Source organism: Rhizobium sp. NZLR1b (genome assembly GCF_019685155.1).
Taxonomy (GTDB): Bacteria; Pseudomonadota; Alphaproteobacteria; order Rhizobiales; family Rhizobiaceae; genus Rhizobium.
The window spans coordinates 152434-167718 of record NZ_JABDWC010000006.1 but is presented as its reverse complement, the minus strand read 5'-3'; the positions used below and the strand labels follow the sequence as shown (position 1 = coordinate 167718).

General features: G+C 62.0%; 12 protein-coding genes. 1 reads left to right on the top strand and 11 read right to left on the bottom strand.

Translation table 11 applies throughout. From position 1 onward, the window contains the following. Window positions 1–19 precede the first annotated feature (19 nt). On the top strand, window positions 20–2137 hold the full coding sequence (gene recG / locus HJB84_RS11420) for an ATP-dependent DNA helicase RecG (RefSeq protein ID WP_221115964.1): 2118 nt from the start codon (window positions 20–22) through the stop codon (window positions 2135–2137). An 80-nt stretch (window positions 2138–2217) separates the two neighbouring features. Here recG and HJB84_RS11415 read toward each other — a convergent pair whose 3' ends face one another. The 11 genes from HJB84_RS11415 to HJB84_RS11365 form a co-directional block, all read right to left on the bottom strand. Beyond that, window positions 2218–2925, bottom strand: coding sequence for a DUF502 domain-containing protein (locus tag HJB84_RS11415; protein WP_207584216.1), 708 nt, complete (start codon window positions 2923–2925; stop codon window positions 2218–2220). Window positions 2926–3059: 134 nt separating this feature from the next. Further along, on the bottom strand, window positions 3060–4886 hold the full coding sequence (gene glmS, locus HJB84_RS11410; RefSeq protein ID WP_221115963.1) for a glutamine--fructose-6-phosphate transaminase (isomerizing): 1827 nt from the start codon (window positions 4884–4886) through the stop codon (window positions 3060–3062). Window positions 4887–4995: 109 nt separating this feature from the next. Then, complete coding sequence (gene glmU, locus HJB84_RS11405) at window positions 4996–6357, bottom strand: bifunctional UDP-N-acetylglucosamine diphosphorylase/glucosamine-1-phosphate N-acetyltransferase GlmU (protein WP_207584214.1); 1362 nt, start codon at window positions 6355–6357, stop codon at window positions 4996–4998. A 165-nt stretch (window positions 6358–6522) separates the two neighbouring features. Next, complete coding sequence (locus HJB84_RS11400; protein WP_221115962.1) at window positions 6523–7308, bottom strand: FadR/GntR family transcriptional regulator; 786 nt, start codon at window positions 7306–7308, stop codon at window positions 6523–6525. Window positions 7309–7323: 15 nt separating this feature from the next. Continuing rightward, window positions 7324–8292 carry a galactofuranose ABC transporter, permease protein YjfF gene (yjfF, locus tag HJB84_RS11395; RefSeq protein WP_207584212.1) on the bottom strand — a complete coding sequence of 323 codons (969 nt, stop codon included), beginning with the start codon at window positions 8290–8292 and terminating at the stop codon, window positions 7324–7326. Next, complete coding sequence (locus tag HJB84_RS11390; RefSeq protein ID WP_207584211.1) at window positions 8289–9302, bottom strand: ABC transporter permease; 1014 nt, start codon at window positions 9300–9302, stop codon at window positions 8289–8291. The genes yjfF and HJB84_RS11390 overlap by 4 nt, the downstream gene beginning before the upstream one ends. Beyond that, window positions 9299–10822: a galactofuranose ABC transporter, ATP-binding protein YtfR gene (ytfR, locus tag HJB84_RS11385; protein ID WP_207584210.1), complete on the bottom strand. Its 1524-nt coding sequence runs from the start codon at window positions 10820–10822 to the stop codon at window positions 9299–9301. The genes HJB84_RS11390 and ytfR overlap by 4 nt, the downstream gene beginning before the upstream one ends. A gap of 221 nt (window positions 10823–11043) precedes the next feature. Further along, window positions 11044–12006 carry a galactofuranose ABC transporter, galactofuranose-binding protein YtfQ gene (gene ytfQ / locus HJB84_RS11380; protein WP_207584209.1) on the bottom strand — a complete coding sequence of 321 codons (963 nt, stop codon included), beginning with the start codon at window positions 12004–12006 and terminating at the stop codon, window positions 11044–11046. 143 nt (window positions 12007–12149) lie between these two features. After that, window positions 12150–13226: a BMP family ABC transporter substrate-binding protein gene (locus tag HJB84_RS11375; RefSeq protein ID WP_221115961.1), complete on the bottom strand. Its 1077-nt coding sequence runs from the start codon at window positions 13224–13226 to the stop codon at window positions 12150–12152. A 53-nt stretch (window positions 13227–13279) separates the two neighbouring features. Beyond that, window positions 13280–14200: an ABC transporter permease gene (locus HJB84_RS11370; protein ID WP_207584207.1), complete on the bottom strand. Its 921-nt coding sequence runs from the start codon at window positions 14198–14200 to the stop codon at window positions 13280–13282. Then, entirely contained in the window at window positions 14197–15282 is a 1086-nt protein-coding gene (locus HJB84_RS11365) for an ABC transporter permease (RefSeq protein WP_207584206.1), read from the bottom strand. The genes HJB84_RS11370 and HJB84_RS11365 overlap by 4 nt, the downstream gene beginning before the upstream one ends. Between the last annotated feature and the right edge of the window lie 3 nt (window positions 15283–15285).

Sequence of the window (15285 nt, the reverse complement as noted above, 5' to 3'; positions counted from 1 at the left end):
TTCATCGCATTTTGGCCGCATGCGCCCCGCCATTCTCGATCCTCTGTTTTCCCCAATTTCGGGCCTTCCGGGCGTCGGGCCGAAGATCGCCGACCTGCTGGTCAAGCTGCTCGGCCGCGAGACGCCGGAGGATTGCCGGGTCATCGATCTGATCTTCCACGCGCCGTTTTCGCTGATCGATCGGCGCAACCAGCCGGGCATCGCCCGCGCGCCGCAGGGCGCGATCGTGACGATCACGGCGCGTGTCGACCGGCACCAGGTGCCGCCGCGCGGCAAAAGCAATATTCCCTATCGCGTCTTCCTGCATGACGAGACCGGCGAGCTGACGCTGGTCTTCTTCCGCGGCCAGGCCGCCTGGCTGGAAAAACAACTGCCGATCGATGCGGAAGTGACGGTCAGCGGCAAGGTCGATTGGTTCAACGGCCGCGCCTCGATGGTGCATCCCGACTATATCGTCAGGGCCGATGAGGCGGAAAACCTGCCACTGGTCGAGCCGATCTATCCGCTGACGGCGGGGCTTTCGCCGAAGACGCTGCGCAAGATCATCGACGCCGCCCTGCCGCGTTTTCCCGAGTTGCCGGAATGGGTCGACCTCGCCTTGACGCAGAGAGAGGGCCTGCCGTCGATCCGCGACAGCTTCCATATGCTGCACGAGCCGCACGATCCTGCCGATATCGACCCGCAGGCTCCTGCCCGGCGGCGGCTTGCCTATGACGAATTCCTCGCCGGCCAGCTGTCGCTGAGCCTGGTGCGACAGAGGCTGCGCAAGGTGGCGGGCCAGCCGGTGCATGCGACGGGAGACATCAGCGGTGAGATTCTGAAGTCCCTGCCCTTCTCGCTCACATCAAGCCAGAACGAGGCGATCGCCGGTGTTTTGAAGGACATGGCCAGAGCCGAGCGCATGCTGCGGCTGCTGCAAGGCGATGTCGGCTCCGGCAAGACGCTGGTGGCGCTGATGGCAATGGCGGCGGTGATCGAAAGCGGCGGGCAGGCCGTGCTGATGGCGCCGACCGAAATCCTGGCGCGGCAGCACCATGCGACGATCTCGAAATTCGCCGCCTCCGCCGGACTTGGCATCGAGATCCTGACCGGCCGCACCAAGGGGCGGGAGCGGGAGGAAATCCTCGAGCGCATCGCCTCGGGCGCAGCACAGATCATCATTGGGACGCATGCGCTGTTCCAGGACAGCGTCGCCTACGCCAAGCTGATGCTGGCCGTAGTCGATGAGCAGCACCGTTTCGGCGTGCATCAGCGCCTGAGGCTGACCGCCAAGGGCATCTCGCCGCACATGCTGGTGATGACGGCGACGCCGATCCCGCGCACGCTGGTGCTTGCCGCCTTCGGTGATATGGACGTTTCCAAACTCACCGAGAAACCGGCCGGCCGCAAACCGATCCAGACGATCACCGTGCCAATGGAGCGGACCGGCGAAATCGTCGGGCGGCTGCAGGGCGCGATCGCCGAGGGCAAGAAGGCCTACTGGATCTGCCCGCTGGTCGAGGAATCCGAAGAGCTCGACCTGATGTCGGCCGAGGAGCGGCACGCGACACTGGTCGCCGCGCTCGGTTCCAATGTCGGCCCGGGTATCGGACTCATCCATGGCCGGATGAACGGCCCGGAGAAGGACGCGGCGATGCTGGCGTTCAAGAACGGCGAAACGCGGCTGCTCGTCGCCACCACCGTCGTCGAGGTCGGTGTCGATGTGCCGGATGCGACGATCATGGTGATCGAACATGCCGAACGCTTCGGCTTGGCGCAATTGCATCAGCTGCGCGGCCGCGTCGGGCGTGGTGACCAGGCCTCGACCTGCATCCTGCTCTACAAGGGACCGCTCGGCGAGACCGGCCATGCGAGGCTGTCGATCATGCGGGAGACGGAGGACGGTTTTCGCATCGCCGAAGAGGACCTGAAGCTGCGCGGCGAAGGCGAATTGCTCGGCACCCGCCAGTCCGGCACGCCGGGCTTCCGCATCGCCAGCCTCGAGGCGCATGCCGACCTCTTGGAAATCGCCCGCAAGGATGCGGCCTATCTCATTGAGCGCGATCCGGAGCTGACCAGTGACAGAGGAACGGCGATCCGCACCCTGCTCTATCTCTTCCGCCGCGACGAGGCGATCCGGTTTCTGAGAGCGGGATAAAGCGCGCCGCGACGCGCTTTAAATCTTTGTTACATGCATGTCGTTATCCCAAAACCGCTGACACTTTTGGGCGACATGCTTCAATCCGCCTTTGAAACCGCCACCGGCTTCGGCCGCGGCAAATGTTTCTGCTTCGGCTCGGGCGGCTTGTGTCCGGGGGCAACGAGACCGCCGGAAATCAGGAATTTGGCGGCGTCTTCCGGGCTCATGTCGAGCAGGACGATCTTTTCGCGCGGCACGAAGACGAGGAAACCTGCCGTCGGCACCGGGGTCGGCGGCAGGAAGACGGCCACCATATCCTGGCCCATGGCGTTGAACTTCGACGCGATCTCGCCCTTGGCGTCGGTGGCGATGAAGACCAGCGCCCAGAGGCCGGGGCCTGGATATTCGATGAGGCCGACCTTCTTGAAGGAATTCGCCTGTTCCTTCAGCACCGTTTCGAAAATCTGTTTCACGCTTCTATAGATCGTGCGGACCAGCGGCATGCGCTGGACGATCGATTCGCCGAAACGGACGATGCTCTGGCCGATCAGGTTCTTGCCGAGAAAACCGACGACGGTGATCAACACGATGGCGGTCAACAGGCCGAAACCGGGAATGGCGAAATTGAGATAGCTTTCCGGATTCCAGCGCGCCGGAATATAGGGCCTGACCCAGCTGTCAGACCAGTGGATGAAGGTCCAGGTCAGCCAGATGGTAATGGCGATCGGCGCGCAGATGATCAGGCCTGCGAGAAAATTGTTCCTCAACCGGGTCGCCACCGGCATTCTGGGGGTGTTGTCGGTCATCTCTACTGATGAACTCCATCTCAGTCCTGGACAGGCCGGAACGCCGGCCCTTCCCCCTTGTCCGCAGACCAAAATTGCCAGAATTCGAGGCGTCGCACAATATGTTTCGGCGCGAAGATCGGGTTGTCGCGGGCTTATTCCACGGTTACGGATTTCGCCAGATTACGCGGCTGGTCGACATCGGTGCCCATGAAGACGGCGGTGTGATAGGCGAGCAGCTGGATCGGCAGCGAGAAGATCATCGGCGCGATGATTTCGTCGACCACAGGCAGGGTGATTGTCGCCATGGTCGGCAGTTTCGAGGCCGCCGCACCGGCTTCGTCGGTGATGAAGATGATGCGGCCGCCGCGGGCTGCGACCTCCTGCATGTTCGAGACGGTCTTTTCGAAGAAGCGGTCGTAGGGGGCGATGACGATGACGGGCATGTTCTCGTCAATCAGCGCGATCGGTCCGTGCTTCAATTCGCCGGCGGCATACCCCTCGGCGTGGATATAGGAGATTTCCTTGAGCTTCAGCGCACCTTCCATAGCAAGCGGGAAGCTGGTGCCGCGGCCGAGATAGAGCACGTCCTTGCACTTCGACAGCTCCCGCGCCAGGCTTTCCATCTGCGGCTGGATGAGGTTCAGCACGCGACTCATGATGCGCGGCATTTCGGCGAGATGGCGCACCAGCGTCTTCTCCTCATCGGCACTCACGGTGCCGCGCGCCTTGCCGGCGCCGATCGCCAGCGATGCCAGCACGGCAAGCTGGCAGGTGAAGGCCTTGGTCGAGGCGACGCCGATTTCGGGGCCGGCCATGATCGGGAAGACGGCATCGGATTCGCGGGCGATCGTCGATTCGCGGACATTGACGACGGCGCCGATCTTCAGGCCGTTGTCGCGGCAATAGCGCAGCGATGCCAGCGTATCGGCGGTTTCGCCGGACTGCGAGATGAAGAGAGCGGCCTGCGATGGCGACAGCGGCATTTCGCGGTAGCGGAATTCGGAGGCGACGTCGATCTCGACCGGCAGACGGGCATAACGCTCGAACCAGTATTTGCCGACGAGGCCGGCGAGATAGGCGGTGCCGCAGGCCGAGATCGCCAGGCCGGTCGCCGCCTTGAAGTCGATCGCGGCGGCGTTGGCGCCGATGGTGTTCTCGGCGAAATCAACGTAATGGCTGAGCGCGTGGGAGATCACCTCCGGCTGCTCGTAGATTTCCTTTTCCATGAAATGGCGATGGTTGCCCTTGTCGACGACATAGGCGGTCGCCTGCGAGATCTGCCGGGCGCGCTTGACCGGCTTGCCGGCAAAATCGATGACGGCGACACCGTCGCGGGTGAGGACGGCACAATCGCCGTCGACGAGATAGGTGATCTCGTTGGTGAAGGGCGACAGTGCGATCGCATCCGACCCGAGGAACATCTCGCCGCGGCCATAACCGACGGCAAGCGGCGGCCCCGAACGGGCGGCCATGATCGTGCCGGGATCGGCCTTGAGCATGACGGCAAGCGCATAGGCGCCGGTCAGCCGGTTCAGCATCTGCAACATTGCGGCGCGCGGCTCCAGGCCTTCGCGCAGGTATTTCGCCATCAGCTGAGCGACGACCTCGGTATCGGTCTGGGTTTCGAAGACCGAACCCTCCGCCGTCAACTCGTCGCGCAACTCGGAGAAGTTCTCGATGATGCCGTTGTGGACGACGGCGACACCTTCGACGAAATGCGGATGGGCATTGGTCTCGTTCGGAACGCCGTGGGTCGCCCAGCGCGTATGGGCGATACCGACCACACCGGGCAGCGGTACGGCGTCCAGGCGCTTTTCCAGATTGAACAGCTTGCCTTCGGCGCGGCGGCGATCCATCACGCCCTCATGGATGGTGGCGACGCCGGCGGAATCATAACCGCGATATTCGAGACGCTTCAGCGCATCGACCAGGCGCCCGGCAACAGGCGCAGTTCCGACGATCCCGACAATGCCGCACATAAAACATCCCCATAAGGCTTCGATAACGAGGCCAGTCCTAACGATTTCCGCTTATTTCTCAATCACCTCGGCGGTCACTTTCAATTTCCGCCGGTTACGCAAAGCAGGCTCAAGCCTTCGCCTTCTTCGCCGCCTTGATGGCGAGCGCGCGCTCGCGCAGCAGCGTTGCGCGGCCGGGCTTGATCTCCTGGCGGGCACGGCCGAGTGCCAGCGCATCGGCCGGCACATTGACGGTGATGACGCTGCCGGAGGCGATATAGGCGCCGTCGCCGATCGTCACCGGCGCGACCAGCGAGGAGTTGGAGCCGATGAAGGCGTTTTCGCCGATCACCGTCTCGCTCTTGTTGACGCCGTCATAATTGCAGGTGATCGTGCCGGCGCCGATATTGCTGCCGGCGCCGATGACGGCATCGCCGATATAAGTCAGGTGATTGACCTTGGCGCCCTCGCCGATCCGACCATTCTTGACCTCGCAGAAATTGCCGACCTTGGCGCCGATGCCGAGATCGGCGCCCGGCCGCAGCCGCGCGAAGGGGCCGACGGTCGCGCCCTGGCTGACATGAGCGCCTTCGATATGCGAGAAGGCATGGATGACGGCGCCACTGTCGATCACCGCGCCGGGACCGAAGACCACATTCGGCTCGATCAGCGCATCCTGGCCGATGACGGTGTCGTAGGAGAGGAAGACCGTTTCCGGCGCGATCATGGTGACGCCTGAAAGCATCATTTGGTGGCGCCGGCGCTCCTGCCAGAAGCGCTCGATGACAGCGAGTTCGGCCCGGGTGTTGCAGCCGGTCATCTCGATTTCAGGGGCATCGACAGCGGTGACGCGTCCGCCGAGCGAACGGGCGATCTCGACGAGATCGGTCAGATAGAATTCGCCCTTGGCGTTGGCGTTGCCGATGCGCGAGAGAAGATCGAGCGCCTTGCGGCCGTTGATCGCCATCAGCCCGCTGTTGCACCAGGTGACGGTACGCTCGGCATCGGTCGCGTCCTTCTCCTCGCGGATGGCGATGAGTTCGCCGTCCTTGACGAGCAGACGGCCGTAGCCGGTCGGGCGGTCGGTGTGGAAGCCGATGACGACGATATCGCTGCCGTCGGCAAGGCCTTGGCGGGCGGCCTTGAGGGGGCCGTCGGTCTGCAGCGGCACGTCGCCATAGGTGACGAGGATATCGTCGTAACCCTTGGCAATCGCTTCGCGCGCCGCCAATACCGCGTGGCCGGTGCCAAGCCGTTCCTTCTGCAGGCAGGATTCGATGCCGACACCGCCAATGCTTGCGGCCTTTGCCACGTCCTCGGCATCGCGGCCGACGACGAGGGCGACGGACGAGATGCCGGCGGAGGCGACTGCCTCGACCACATGCGCAATCATCGGCCGGCCGGCGACCGGATGCAGCACCTTCGATTTCGAGGATTTCATCCGCGTGCTGTCACCGGCGGCAAGGATGACGGCAAGACAAGTGCGTTCCATGATGTGCTCCGCGAATCCGTGCCATGAGGCGGCTTTGATGCCTCATACTGCATAATTTCTGAAATCGGAATCGATTTTCGGAAAGCAGGCTTCGTGGATTGAAGGTCTTGCACGTCCCTTGCGCGCCCGAAAAAGACGCGCGGCGCTCTCAGATAAGCAAAGTCTCTACAGGTGTGAAATTTCGGCAGAAATCGGCACTATGACGGTCTCCGAACCGCGGGCAGCGAAGGCCTCGTGCACATGATGGCGGCCATCCAGGATGACGAGTTCCATGGCGCGGCGCGCAGCCAGGCCGTCGCCGGAAACGATCGCGTCGACGATGCGCATATGGGTGTCGGCGATATTGGCAAAACCGTTTTCGGATGGCGGCGTGCTCATGCGGAACATGCCGACGAGGGCCGCTTCGATGAGGCTGCCCAAGGTGCGCATGAAAGGATTGTGCGAGGCCTCGGCGAGTGCCAGGTGAAAGTTAAGGTCGGCAAGTGCCAGGCTGTCGGCAGTGTGGCCGCTCGCCGCCATCTCGAGCGCCAGTCCGCGCAGCGTCTCGATATCCTCTGCATTCGCCCGTTCGGCGACAAGACCGGCGGCGAAGGGTTCAAAGGCGAGACGAATATCGTAGAGCTGTAGCAGGAACTCTTCCGTCACACCATTGTCGAAGTGCCAGGCGATGATTTCGCTGTCGAACATGTTCCAGAGGTTCTTCTCGGTCACACGCGTGCCGACCCGCGCCTTGGCGACGACCATGCCCTTGGCGGCAAGCGTCTTCATCGTCTCACGCAAGACGGTACGGGACACCTTGAAGCGTTGCGCCAGTTCGGTGTCGCCAGGCAGGATCGAGCCGACAGGATAGGTGCCGGCGACGATACCCTTGCCGAGTTCGTCGACCACCTGCGCGTGGCTCGTCCGGGCTCTGCGCCCCGTCTTGCGGGTCTCGTCCAATTTGTTGCGCAAGCGATCCCTCTCCCCTCAGGCGTACCTCTTGTTCAGACTGGAAACGAACAGGATGGCTTTCTGCATCAGGATGAATGCAAAAAGCAAAAGGCCAATCAGGATCTTGGTCCACCAGCTCGACAGCGTGCCGTCGAAGGTGATGTAGGTCTGAATGAGCCCCTGGATCAGGATACCGATCAAGGTTCCCGCCACGAATCCCGCTCCTCCGGTCAGCAGCGTCCCCCCGATGACGACGGCCGCAATGGCATCGAGTTCGACGCCGACTGCTGCAAGAGAATATCCGGCAGAGGTGTACAGCGAAAAAACGATCCCGGAAAGGCCTGCCAGAAAGCCGGACAGCGCATAAATCTGGATTGTTGTGCGGCCGACCGGCACACCCATCAACCGCGCCGTCTGCGGGCCGCCGCCGAGTGCATAGACATTGGTGCCGAAACGGGTGCGCTGGGCGATGAAAATGCCGACGGCAAAGACCAGAAGCATGATGCCGCCGATCAGCGTCAGCCGGCCGCCTCCAGGCAGACGATAATAGAGGCTGGTCAGCGTCGAATAATATTCATGATCGATCGGAATGCTGTCGATCGAGAGCACGAAGGCCATGCCGCGCGCCAGGAACATGCCGGCGAGCGTGACGATGAAGGCCGGCATTTCGAGATAGTGGATGATTGCGCCCATGACCGCGCCGAAGGCGGTCGTGATGACGAGCACAAGCGCGAAGGCGAGCAGCGGATGGATCGAGGTCTTCTGCAGGATCACCGCAAGGAAGACGCCGGTGAAGGCGATGACCGACCCGATCGACAGATCGATGCCGCCCGAGATGATGACGAAGGTCATGCCGACGGCGGCGATGCCGAGAAAGGCGTTGTCGGTCAGGAGATTGCCGATGACGCGCGTCGACAGCATGTTCGGATATTGCAGCGTGCAACCGGCATAAGCGAGCACGAAAATGACGATGGTCGCAAGCAGCGGCAGGTATTTGGAGTTCATTTCGGCTGCTCCCTGCCGCTCTGCCGGCGGCTGGCGAAGATGGCGAGCGATTGCACCGCCGGCGACTGGATGACGAGGATGACGATAATGATGACGGCCTTGATGATCAGGTTGAATTCAGGCGGGAATCCGGAGGACAGAATGCCGGTATTCACCGCCTGGATGATCATCGCGCCGATCAGCGATCCGAGAATGCTGAAGCGGCCGCCGAGCAGCGAATTGCCGCCGACGACGACGGCGAGGATGGCGTCGAGTTCGAGCCAGAGGCCGGCATTGTTGGCGTCGGCGCCCTTGATGTCGGCGGCGACGATGATGCCTGCAATCGATGCGCAGAGCCCGCTCAGCATGTAGACCGCCATCAGCAGTACCGGCGTTTGGATGCCGGAGAGCGTGCTGGCGCGGCGATTGATGCCGACGGCCTCGATCAGCATGCCGAGCGCCGTGCGGCGGACGAGCAGGATGACGAGCAGGCCGACGAGCAGCCAGATGACAACAGGCATCGGCAGCAGGGCCATGGAACCGCTGCCGAAGAAGGTCAGGCCGTCATCGTTGAAGGTCAGGATAGCGCCTTCGGTGATGAGCTGGGCGATGCCACGGCCGGCGACCATCAGCACCAGCGTGGCGATGATCGGCTGGATATTGAGGACTGCCACGAGGAAACCGTTCCAGACGCCGCAGGCAATGCCGATCGCAAGCGTCAGGATGACGGTGTAGGCAACTGAATTTCCAGCGACAATCGACGAGGCGGCGACGGCGCCGCAGATGGCGACGACGGCTCCGACCGATAGATCAATGCCCTTGGTGGCAATCACCAGCGTCATGCCGATCGCCAACAGCGCCACCGGCGCGCCGCGGTTCAGGACGTCGATCAGGCTGCCATAGAGGCGGCCATTTTGAACCACAACATTAAAAAACTGCGGTGACGTTATGAAATTCAATAGAAGAATGACAACGAGCGCGATTAATTGCGGCGCCAGGCGATATGCCAGCGTCTTCAGCGAGGACTTCATGCATGCTCCGTCTTGTGCTCGGCGGCGGCGATGGCATCGACGATACCGGCGGCGGTGATGCGCTCGCCTGTCAGTTCGGCGATATGCTGCCTGTCGCGAAGTACGATGACACGTGAACTATAGGCGACAAGTTCTTCAAGTTCCGAGGAAATCACGATCAGCGACATGCCCTCGGCGCAGAGCTGTTCGATGAGCTTGATGATCTCGGCATGAGCGCCGACATCGATGCCGCGGGTCGGCTCGTCGAGGATCAGAAACTTGGGATTGGTCGCCAGCCAGCGGGCGAGGATCGCCTTCTGCTGATTGCCGCCGGAGAGCAGCCGAATCGGTTTTTCGCGATCGGTGGTGCGAATGTCGAGCGCCTTGATATAGCGATCGGCAAGCGCATTCTGCTCGGCGCGCGACAGCGGCCGCGTCCAGCCGCGGCGGGCCTGCAGCGCTAAGGCAATGTTCTCCCGGATCGACAGGTCGCCGACGATGCCGTCGGTCTTGCGGTCCTCGGGGCAGAAGCCAAAACCTTTTTCGATTGCGGCGCGCGGGCTCGAAAGCGCCACCGGCTGACCGTCGATCGTGGCGCTGCCGCTATCGGCATGTTCGATGCCGAAGAGCAGTTCGGCGGTTTCGGTGCGGCCGGAACCTAGCAACCCGGCAATGCCGACCACCTCACCGGCGCGCACGTCGAGATCGAAGGGCTTGACCTTGCCGCGTTTGCCGTAGCCTGCAAAACGATATCGGACTTCGCCGGCCGCAACGCTGCGTTCCCTGACCGTCTCCTCGACATGAGCCAGTTCGCGGCCGAGCATCATGGCAATCAGGCCCTGGCGCGGCAGATCGGCGGCGTCGCGGGTGCCGACGAGCTTGCCGTTGCGCAGCACGGTGATGCGGTCGCTGATCGCATAGACCTGCTCGAGAAAATGGGTGATGAAGACGATGCCCAGACCGCGCTTCTTCAGGTCCTCGATGATGCGGAAGAGCAGCGCCACTTCTTGGTTGTCGAGGCTTGCCGTCGGCTCGTCCAATATCAGCACCTTACCGGAAAGATCGACGGCGCGGGCGATGGCAACCACTTGCTGGACAGCGACGGAAAAACGGCCAAGCTCGGCGGTGACGTCGATATCGACGCCGTAGCCGGTCAGCAGGTCGCGCGCCTTGCGGTTCATCGCGCGCACGTCGGTCATGCCGAAACGCCTTGGCTGGCGTCCGAGAAACAGGTTTTCGGCGACGCTCAGATTGGTAAGGAGGTTGACCTCCTGGTAGACGGTGCCGATGCCAAGCTTCTGGGCGGCGAGTGTATTGGCCGGATTGATTTCATGGCCGTCGAGCGTCAGACTGCCCTCGTCACGATGATAGGCGCCGGTGATGCACTTGATCAGCGTCGATTTGCCGGCGCCATTCTCACCAAGCAGCGCGTGCACCTCGCCCTTGCGCAGCGTGAAATCGACCTTGTCCAACGCCACTGCGCCGGGAAAAAATTTCGATATTCCGGAAGCCGCGAGAACGTTCTCGAAATCGTCAGTCATAAGGGTCTGTTTTCCTGATATTGACCGCAAAGGCCGCGCCGCGGCCGGACATGAGGTCCCAAGGCGGCAAGGCAGTTCCGCACCGGTCCATGACGGGCCGGTGCGGTTCTACAGCGTCACGCGACTTTTCAGGCGCGTGACGCTGCAGCGCTTTGAATGCTGCATAATTCTACCCTCAAATCGATCCCGATTCAGGGATTATGCAGCGGTGTCAAATCAGATCAGTAGCCCTGACCCTTCTTCTGTTCGTAGACCTTCATCGGCTCGTCGGCAGGGGTGTAGAGCTTGGACTCGGTCTGGATCCACTTCGCCGGAGCCTTCTTGTCCTTCAGGTAGGCATCGAGGGCATCGAAGGCCGGGCCTGCCATGTTCGGCGTCAGCTCGACCGTGGCATTGCTTTCACCTTCGGACATCGCCTTGAAGATATCGGGAACGGCATCGATGGAGACGACGAGGATATCCTTGCCTGGCTTCAGGCCGGCTTCCTTGATCGCCTGGATGGCGCCGACGGCCATGTCGTCATTATGGGCGTAGAGTGCGCAGATGTCCTTGCCGCCATTCTCGGCCTTCAGGAAGCTTTCCATGACTTCCTTGCCCTTGGTGCGGGTGAAGTCACCGGTCTGGCTGCGAACGATCTTGAGATTGTCGTGACCGGCGAGAGCCTCTTCGAAGCCCTTCTTGCGGGCGATGGCCGGCGACGAACCGGTCGTGCCCTGCAGCTCGACGACGTTGCACTTCTTGTCGCCGACAGTCTTGACCAGGAAGTCGCCTGCGACCTTGCCTTCATGGACCAGGTCGGAGGTCACAGCCGTCAGGTAGAGATCGTCCGGAGCCTTGATGGTGCGGTCGAGAAGGATGACCGGAATCTTGGCTTCCTTGGCTTCCTTGAGAACGTCGTCCCAGCCGGTTTCAACGACCGGCGCAATGAGAATGGCATCGACGCCCTGAGCAATGAAGGAGCGCAAAGCCTTGATCTGGTTTTCCTGCTTCTGCTGTGCATCGGCAAACTTCAGATCGATGCCGCGCTTCTTGGCCTGCTCCTTGGTAACGGTCGTTTCAGCCGCACGCCAGCCCGATTCCGAGCCGATCTGCGAGAAGCCGACGGTCAGTCCGCCGGCCGAAGCCGAACCGAACATGCAGGCAGCAAGAATCGTGGCACTCAAAAGTGCAGTCTTCAATTTCATGATTTCCTCCCAAGCCGCATCTCGCGGCGCAGGGTCAAAAAATCATATAGTATTACTTTTGTAAATCGGAATCTTGGCATGCACTGCAGCAAAAAAAGAGCACCCACAAGGGGCGCTCTTCGCAACTGCGAATTGAAGGCGACTTATTGCGCCGGCAGCTTGTCGTCGACTCCTTCGACATAGAAGTTCATGCCGAGCAGCGTGCCATCATCGGCCTTTTCGCCGGCCTTCAGCCAGGGTGTGCCGTCCTGCTTGTTGATCGGGCCGGTGAAGGGATGCAGTTCACCTGACTTGATCTTGGCTTCGGTTTCCTCTGCCATCTTCTTCACGTCGTCGGGCATGTTGGTGTAGGGCGCCATCTTCAAGATGCCGTCCTTGAGACCGTCCCAGCTCTGCTCGGACTTCCAGGTGCCGTCCAGAAGCGCATGGATGCGCTTGGAGTAGTAGGTGCCCCAGGTGTCGACAATCGCCGTCATCTGCGCCTTGGGACCGGCTGCGATCATATCGGACGCCTGACCGAAGGCGTGGATGCCGCGTTCTTCGGCAACCTGCATCGGCGCCGTCGTATCGGTGTGCTGGGTCAAGACGTCGACGCCCTGGTCGACCATCGCCTTGGCGGCGTCGGCTTCCTTGCCCGGGTCGAACCAGGTGTTGACCCAGATGACCTTCAGCTTGAAGCTCGGATCGACCGACTTGGCGCCTTGCTCAAACGAATTGATGCCCATCACCACTTCGGGAATCGGGAAGGAGGCGATGTAGGCGGCGCCGTGGTTCTTCGAGGTCTTCGCGGCAATCTGGCCTAGGATGTAGCGGCCTTCATAGAAACGCGAATTGTAGGTGGCGAGGTTGGGGCCGGACTTGTAGCCGGTGCCGTGCTCGAACTTGACCTTCGGGAACTTGGCGGCGACCTTGACGGTCGCATCCATGAAGCCGAAGGACGTCGTGAAGATCAGCTTGCAGCCGGAACGGGCAAGGCGCTCGATGGCGCGCTCGGCATCCGGGCCTTCCGGTACGTTTTCGAGGTAAGGCGTGTCGATCTTGTCGCCGAACTCGGCCTGGACCTGCTGGCGGCCGAGATCGTGGGCTTGCGAATAGCCGCCATCGGTGTGCGAACCGACATAGACGAAGCAGACCTTGGTCTTATCAGCAGCCTCTGCGGCGGACGAGATGCCGATCACGGCGGCGGCCGAGGCGGCGAGTGTGAATGCGAACTTCTTCATGGTGACCCCTGTTGGTTTGAAGTTATTGCGGAACCCGTCATTGTGTTCTTGCCTTATCGCTCCGGCACGAAGGCTTTTCCGAGCGAGGCGGGCGTATTGATCAACGTCGTGCGCCGATTATGGGAAATGATGATGAGAACCACAATAGTCGCGGCATAGGGCAGCATCGAGAGGAACTGCGAGGGAATGCCGAGACCGAATGCCTGCGCGTGCAGCTGCAGGATGGTGACCGCGCCGAAGAGATAGCCGCCGGCAAAAACCCGCCACGGCCGCCAGGAGGCGAACACCACCAGCGCCAGCGTGATCCAGCCGCGGCCGGCCGACATGTTCTCCGCCCATTGCGGGGTGTAGACAAGCGACAGTTGGGCGCCGGCAAGACCGGCGCAGGCGCCGCCGAACATCACCGCCAGATATCGCGTGCGGATAACCTGAATGCCGAGCGCATGGGCCGAACCGTGACTGTCGCCGATCGCTCTCAGCTTCAGCCCGGCGCGGCTGCGGAACAGGAACCAGCTGACACCGACGACAAGCGCAATCGACAGGTAGAAGACCAGATCCTGCCTGAAGAGAACGTGGCCAATGACCGGAATATCCGACAGGCCCGGGATAACGATCTCTCCCAGCCGGATGCCGGGCACGCTGACATAGGCCTCGCCAAGCATGCCGGAGGCGCCGAGGCCGAGAAGGGTGAGCGCCAATCCCGTCGCCACCTGGTTTGCCACCAGGGTCAGCGTCAGGAAGGCGAAGAGAAGAGAGAAAAGCGCGCCTGCCGCAATGCCGCAGACGATGCCGACATAGGGCGAGCCCGACATTTGCGCGCCGGCAAAAGCGGCAACCGCGCCCATGATCATCATGCCTTCGACGCCGAGATTGAGCACGCCGGAACGCTCGGTGACGAGTTCGCCGAGGGCGGCGATGACGAGCGGCGTCGAGGCGGTGATGACCGTCAGCAGAATGGCTTCGAAGATGCTCATGCCGCCTCGCCCCTTAGCCGCGACCAGACAATGCGGATTTTGTAATAGATCAGCGTATCGCAGGACAGCACGAAGAACAGCAACAGCCCCTGGAAGACGCGGGTGACCTTGTCGGAGACCCCGAGCGACAGCTGTGCCGCCTCGCCGCCGAGATAGGTCAGCGCCAGCACCAGGCCGGAGGCGATGATGCCGAGCGGATTGAGGCGGCCGAGAAAGGCGACGATGATGGCGGTGAAGCCGTAGCCCGGCGAGATCGCCGGCTGCAGGTGGCCGATCGAGCCGGAGACCTCGGCTATCCCGGCAAGGCCGGCAAGAGCGCCCGAAAACAGAAAGCTGAACCAGATCATCTTCTTCGACGAGAAGCCGGCAAAGCGCCCTGCCCGCTCCGATTGGCCGAGCACGACGATCTCGAAGCCTTTCAGCGTATAACGCAGCATGAACCAGACGCCGATGGCCGCGACTATGGCGAAGATAAAGGCCCAATGCGCCCGGCCCGATTCTTCCCAGATCGCCGGCAGCACCGCCTCAGGGGCGAAATCGCGCGAGACCGGGAAGTTGAAGCCCTTCGGATCGCGCCAGGCGCCGCGAATGAGCCAATCGAGGAAGAGCTGGGCGATATAAACCAGCATCAGCGATGTCAGGATCTCATTGGTGTTGAAATGCGCTTTCAGCAGCGCCGGAATGGCGGCGAAAAGCGCACCGCCGAGCGCACCGAGGATGAGCATCAGCGGCAGCACCAGCGGCGAATGCCAATCGTAAAAGACGATCGGCAGATAGGAGCCGGTGATGGCGCCGATGGTGAACTGGCCTTCGGCGCCGATATTCCAGTTGTTCGAGCGATAGCAGACGGCCAGGCCGACGGCGATCAGGATGAGGGGTGCTGCCTTGATCGCCAGTTCGTGCAGCGACCAGACCTCGAGCAGCGGCTCGACGAAGAAGGCGTTCAGCGCCTCCACAGGGTCCTTGCCGAGCATTGCGAACATGATGGCGCCGAAGATCAGAGTCAGCACAAGGGCCAGCAGCGGCGAGACGAAAGCGTAGAGCTTCGAGATGTCGGGGCGTTTTTCGAGTTCAATGCGCATGGG

What these genes read in the sequence shown, in the direction of transcription:
- HJB84_RS11390 (WP_207584211.1), bottom strand. Translation starts at nt 9,302, where the DNA reads ATGAAGTCCTCGCTGAAGACGCTGGCATATCGCCTGGCGCCGCAATTA.
- ytfQ (WP_207584209.1), bottom strand. Translation starts at nt 12,006, where the DNA reads ATGAAATTGAAGACTGCACTTTTGAGTGCCACGATTCTTGCTGCCTGC.
- HJB84_RS11370 (WP_207584207.1), bottom strand. Translation starts at nt 14,200, where the DNA reads ATGAGCATCTTCGAAGCCATTCTGCTGACGGTCATCACCGCCTCGACG.
- HJB84_RS11365 (WP_207584206.1), bottom strand. Translation starts at nt 15,282, where the DNA reads ATGCGCATTGAACTCGAAAAACGCCCCGACATCTCGAAGCTCTACGCT.
- HJB84_RS11415 (WP_207584216.1), bottom strand. Translation starts at nt 2,925, where the DNA reads ATGACCGACAACACCCCCAGAATGCCGGTGGCGACCCGGTTGAGGAAC.
- yjfF (WP_207584212.1), bottom strand. Translation starts at nt 8,292, where the DNA reads ATGAACTCCAAATACCTGCCGCTGCTTGCGACCATCGTCATTTTCGTG.
- recG (WP_221115964.1), top strand. Translation starts at nt 20, where the DNA reads ATGCGCCCCGCCATTCTCGATCCTCTGTTTTCCCCAATTTCGGGCCTT.
- glmS (WP_221115963.1), bottom strand. Translation starts at nt 4,886, where the DNA reads ATGTGCGGCATTGTCGGGATCGTCGGAACTGCGCCTGTTGCCGGGCGC.
- glmU (WP_207584214.1), bottom strand. Translation starts at nt 6,357, where the DNA reads ATGGAACGCACTTGTCTTGCCGTCATCCTTGCCGCCGGTGACAGCACG.
- ytfR (WP_207584210.1), bottom strand. Translation starts at nt 10,822, where the DNA reads ATGACTGACGATTTCGAGAACGTTCTCGCGGCTTCCGGAATATCGAAA.
- HJB84_RS11375 (WP_221115961.1), bottom strand. Translation starts at nt 13,226, where the DNA reads ATGAAGAAGTTCGCATTCACACTCGCCGCCTCGGCCGCCGCCGTGATC.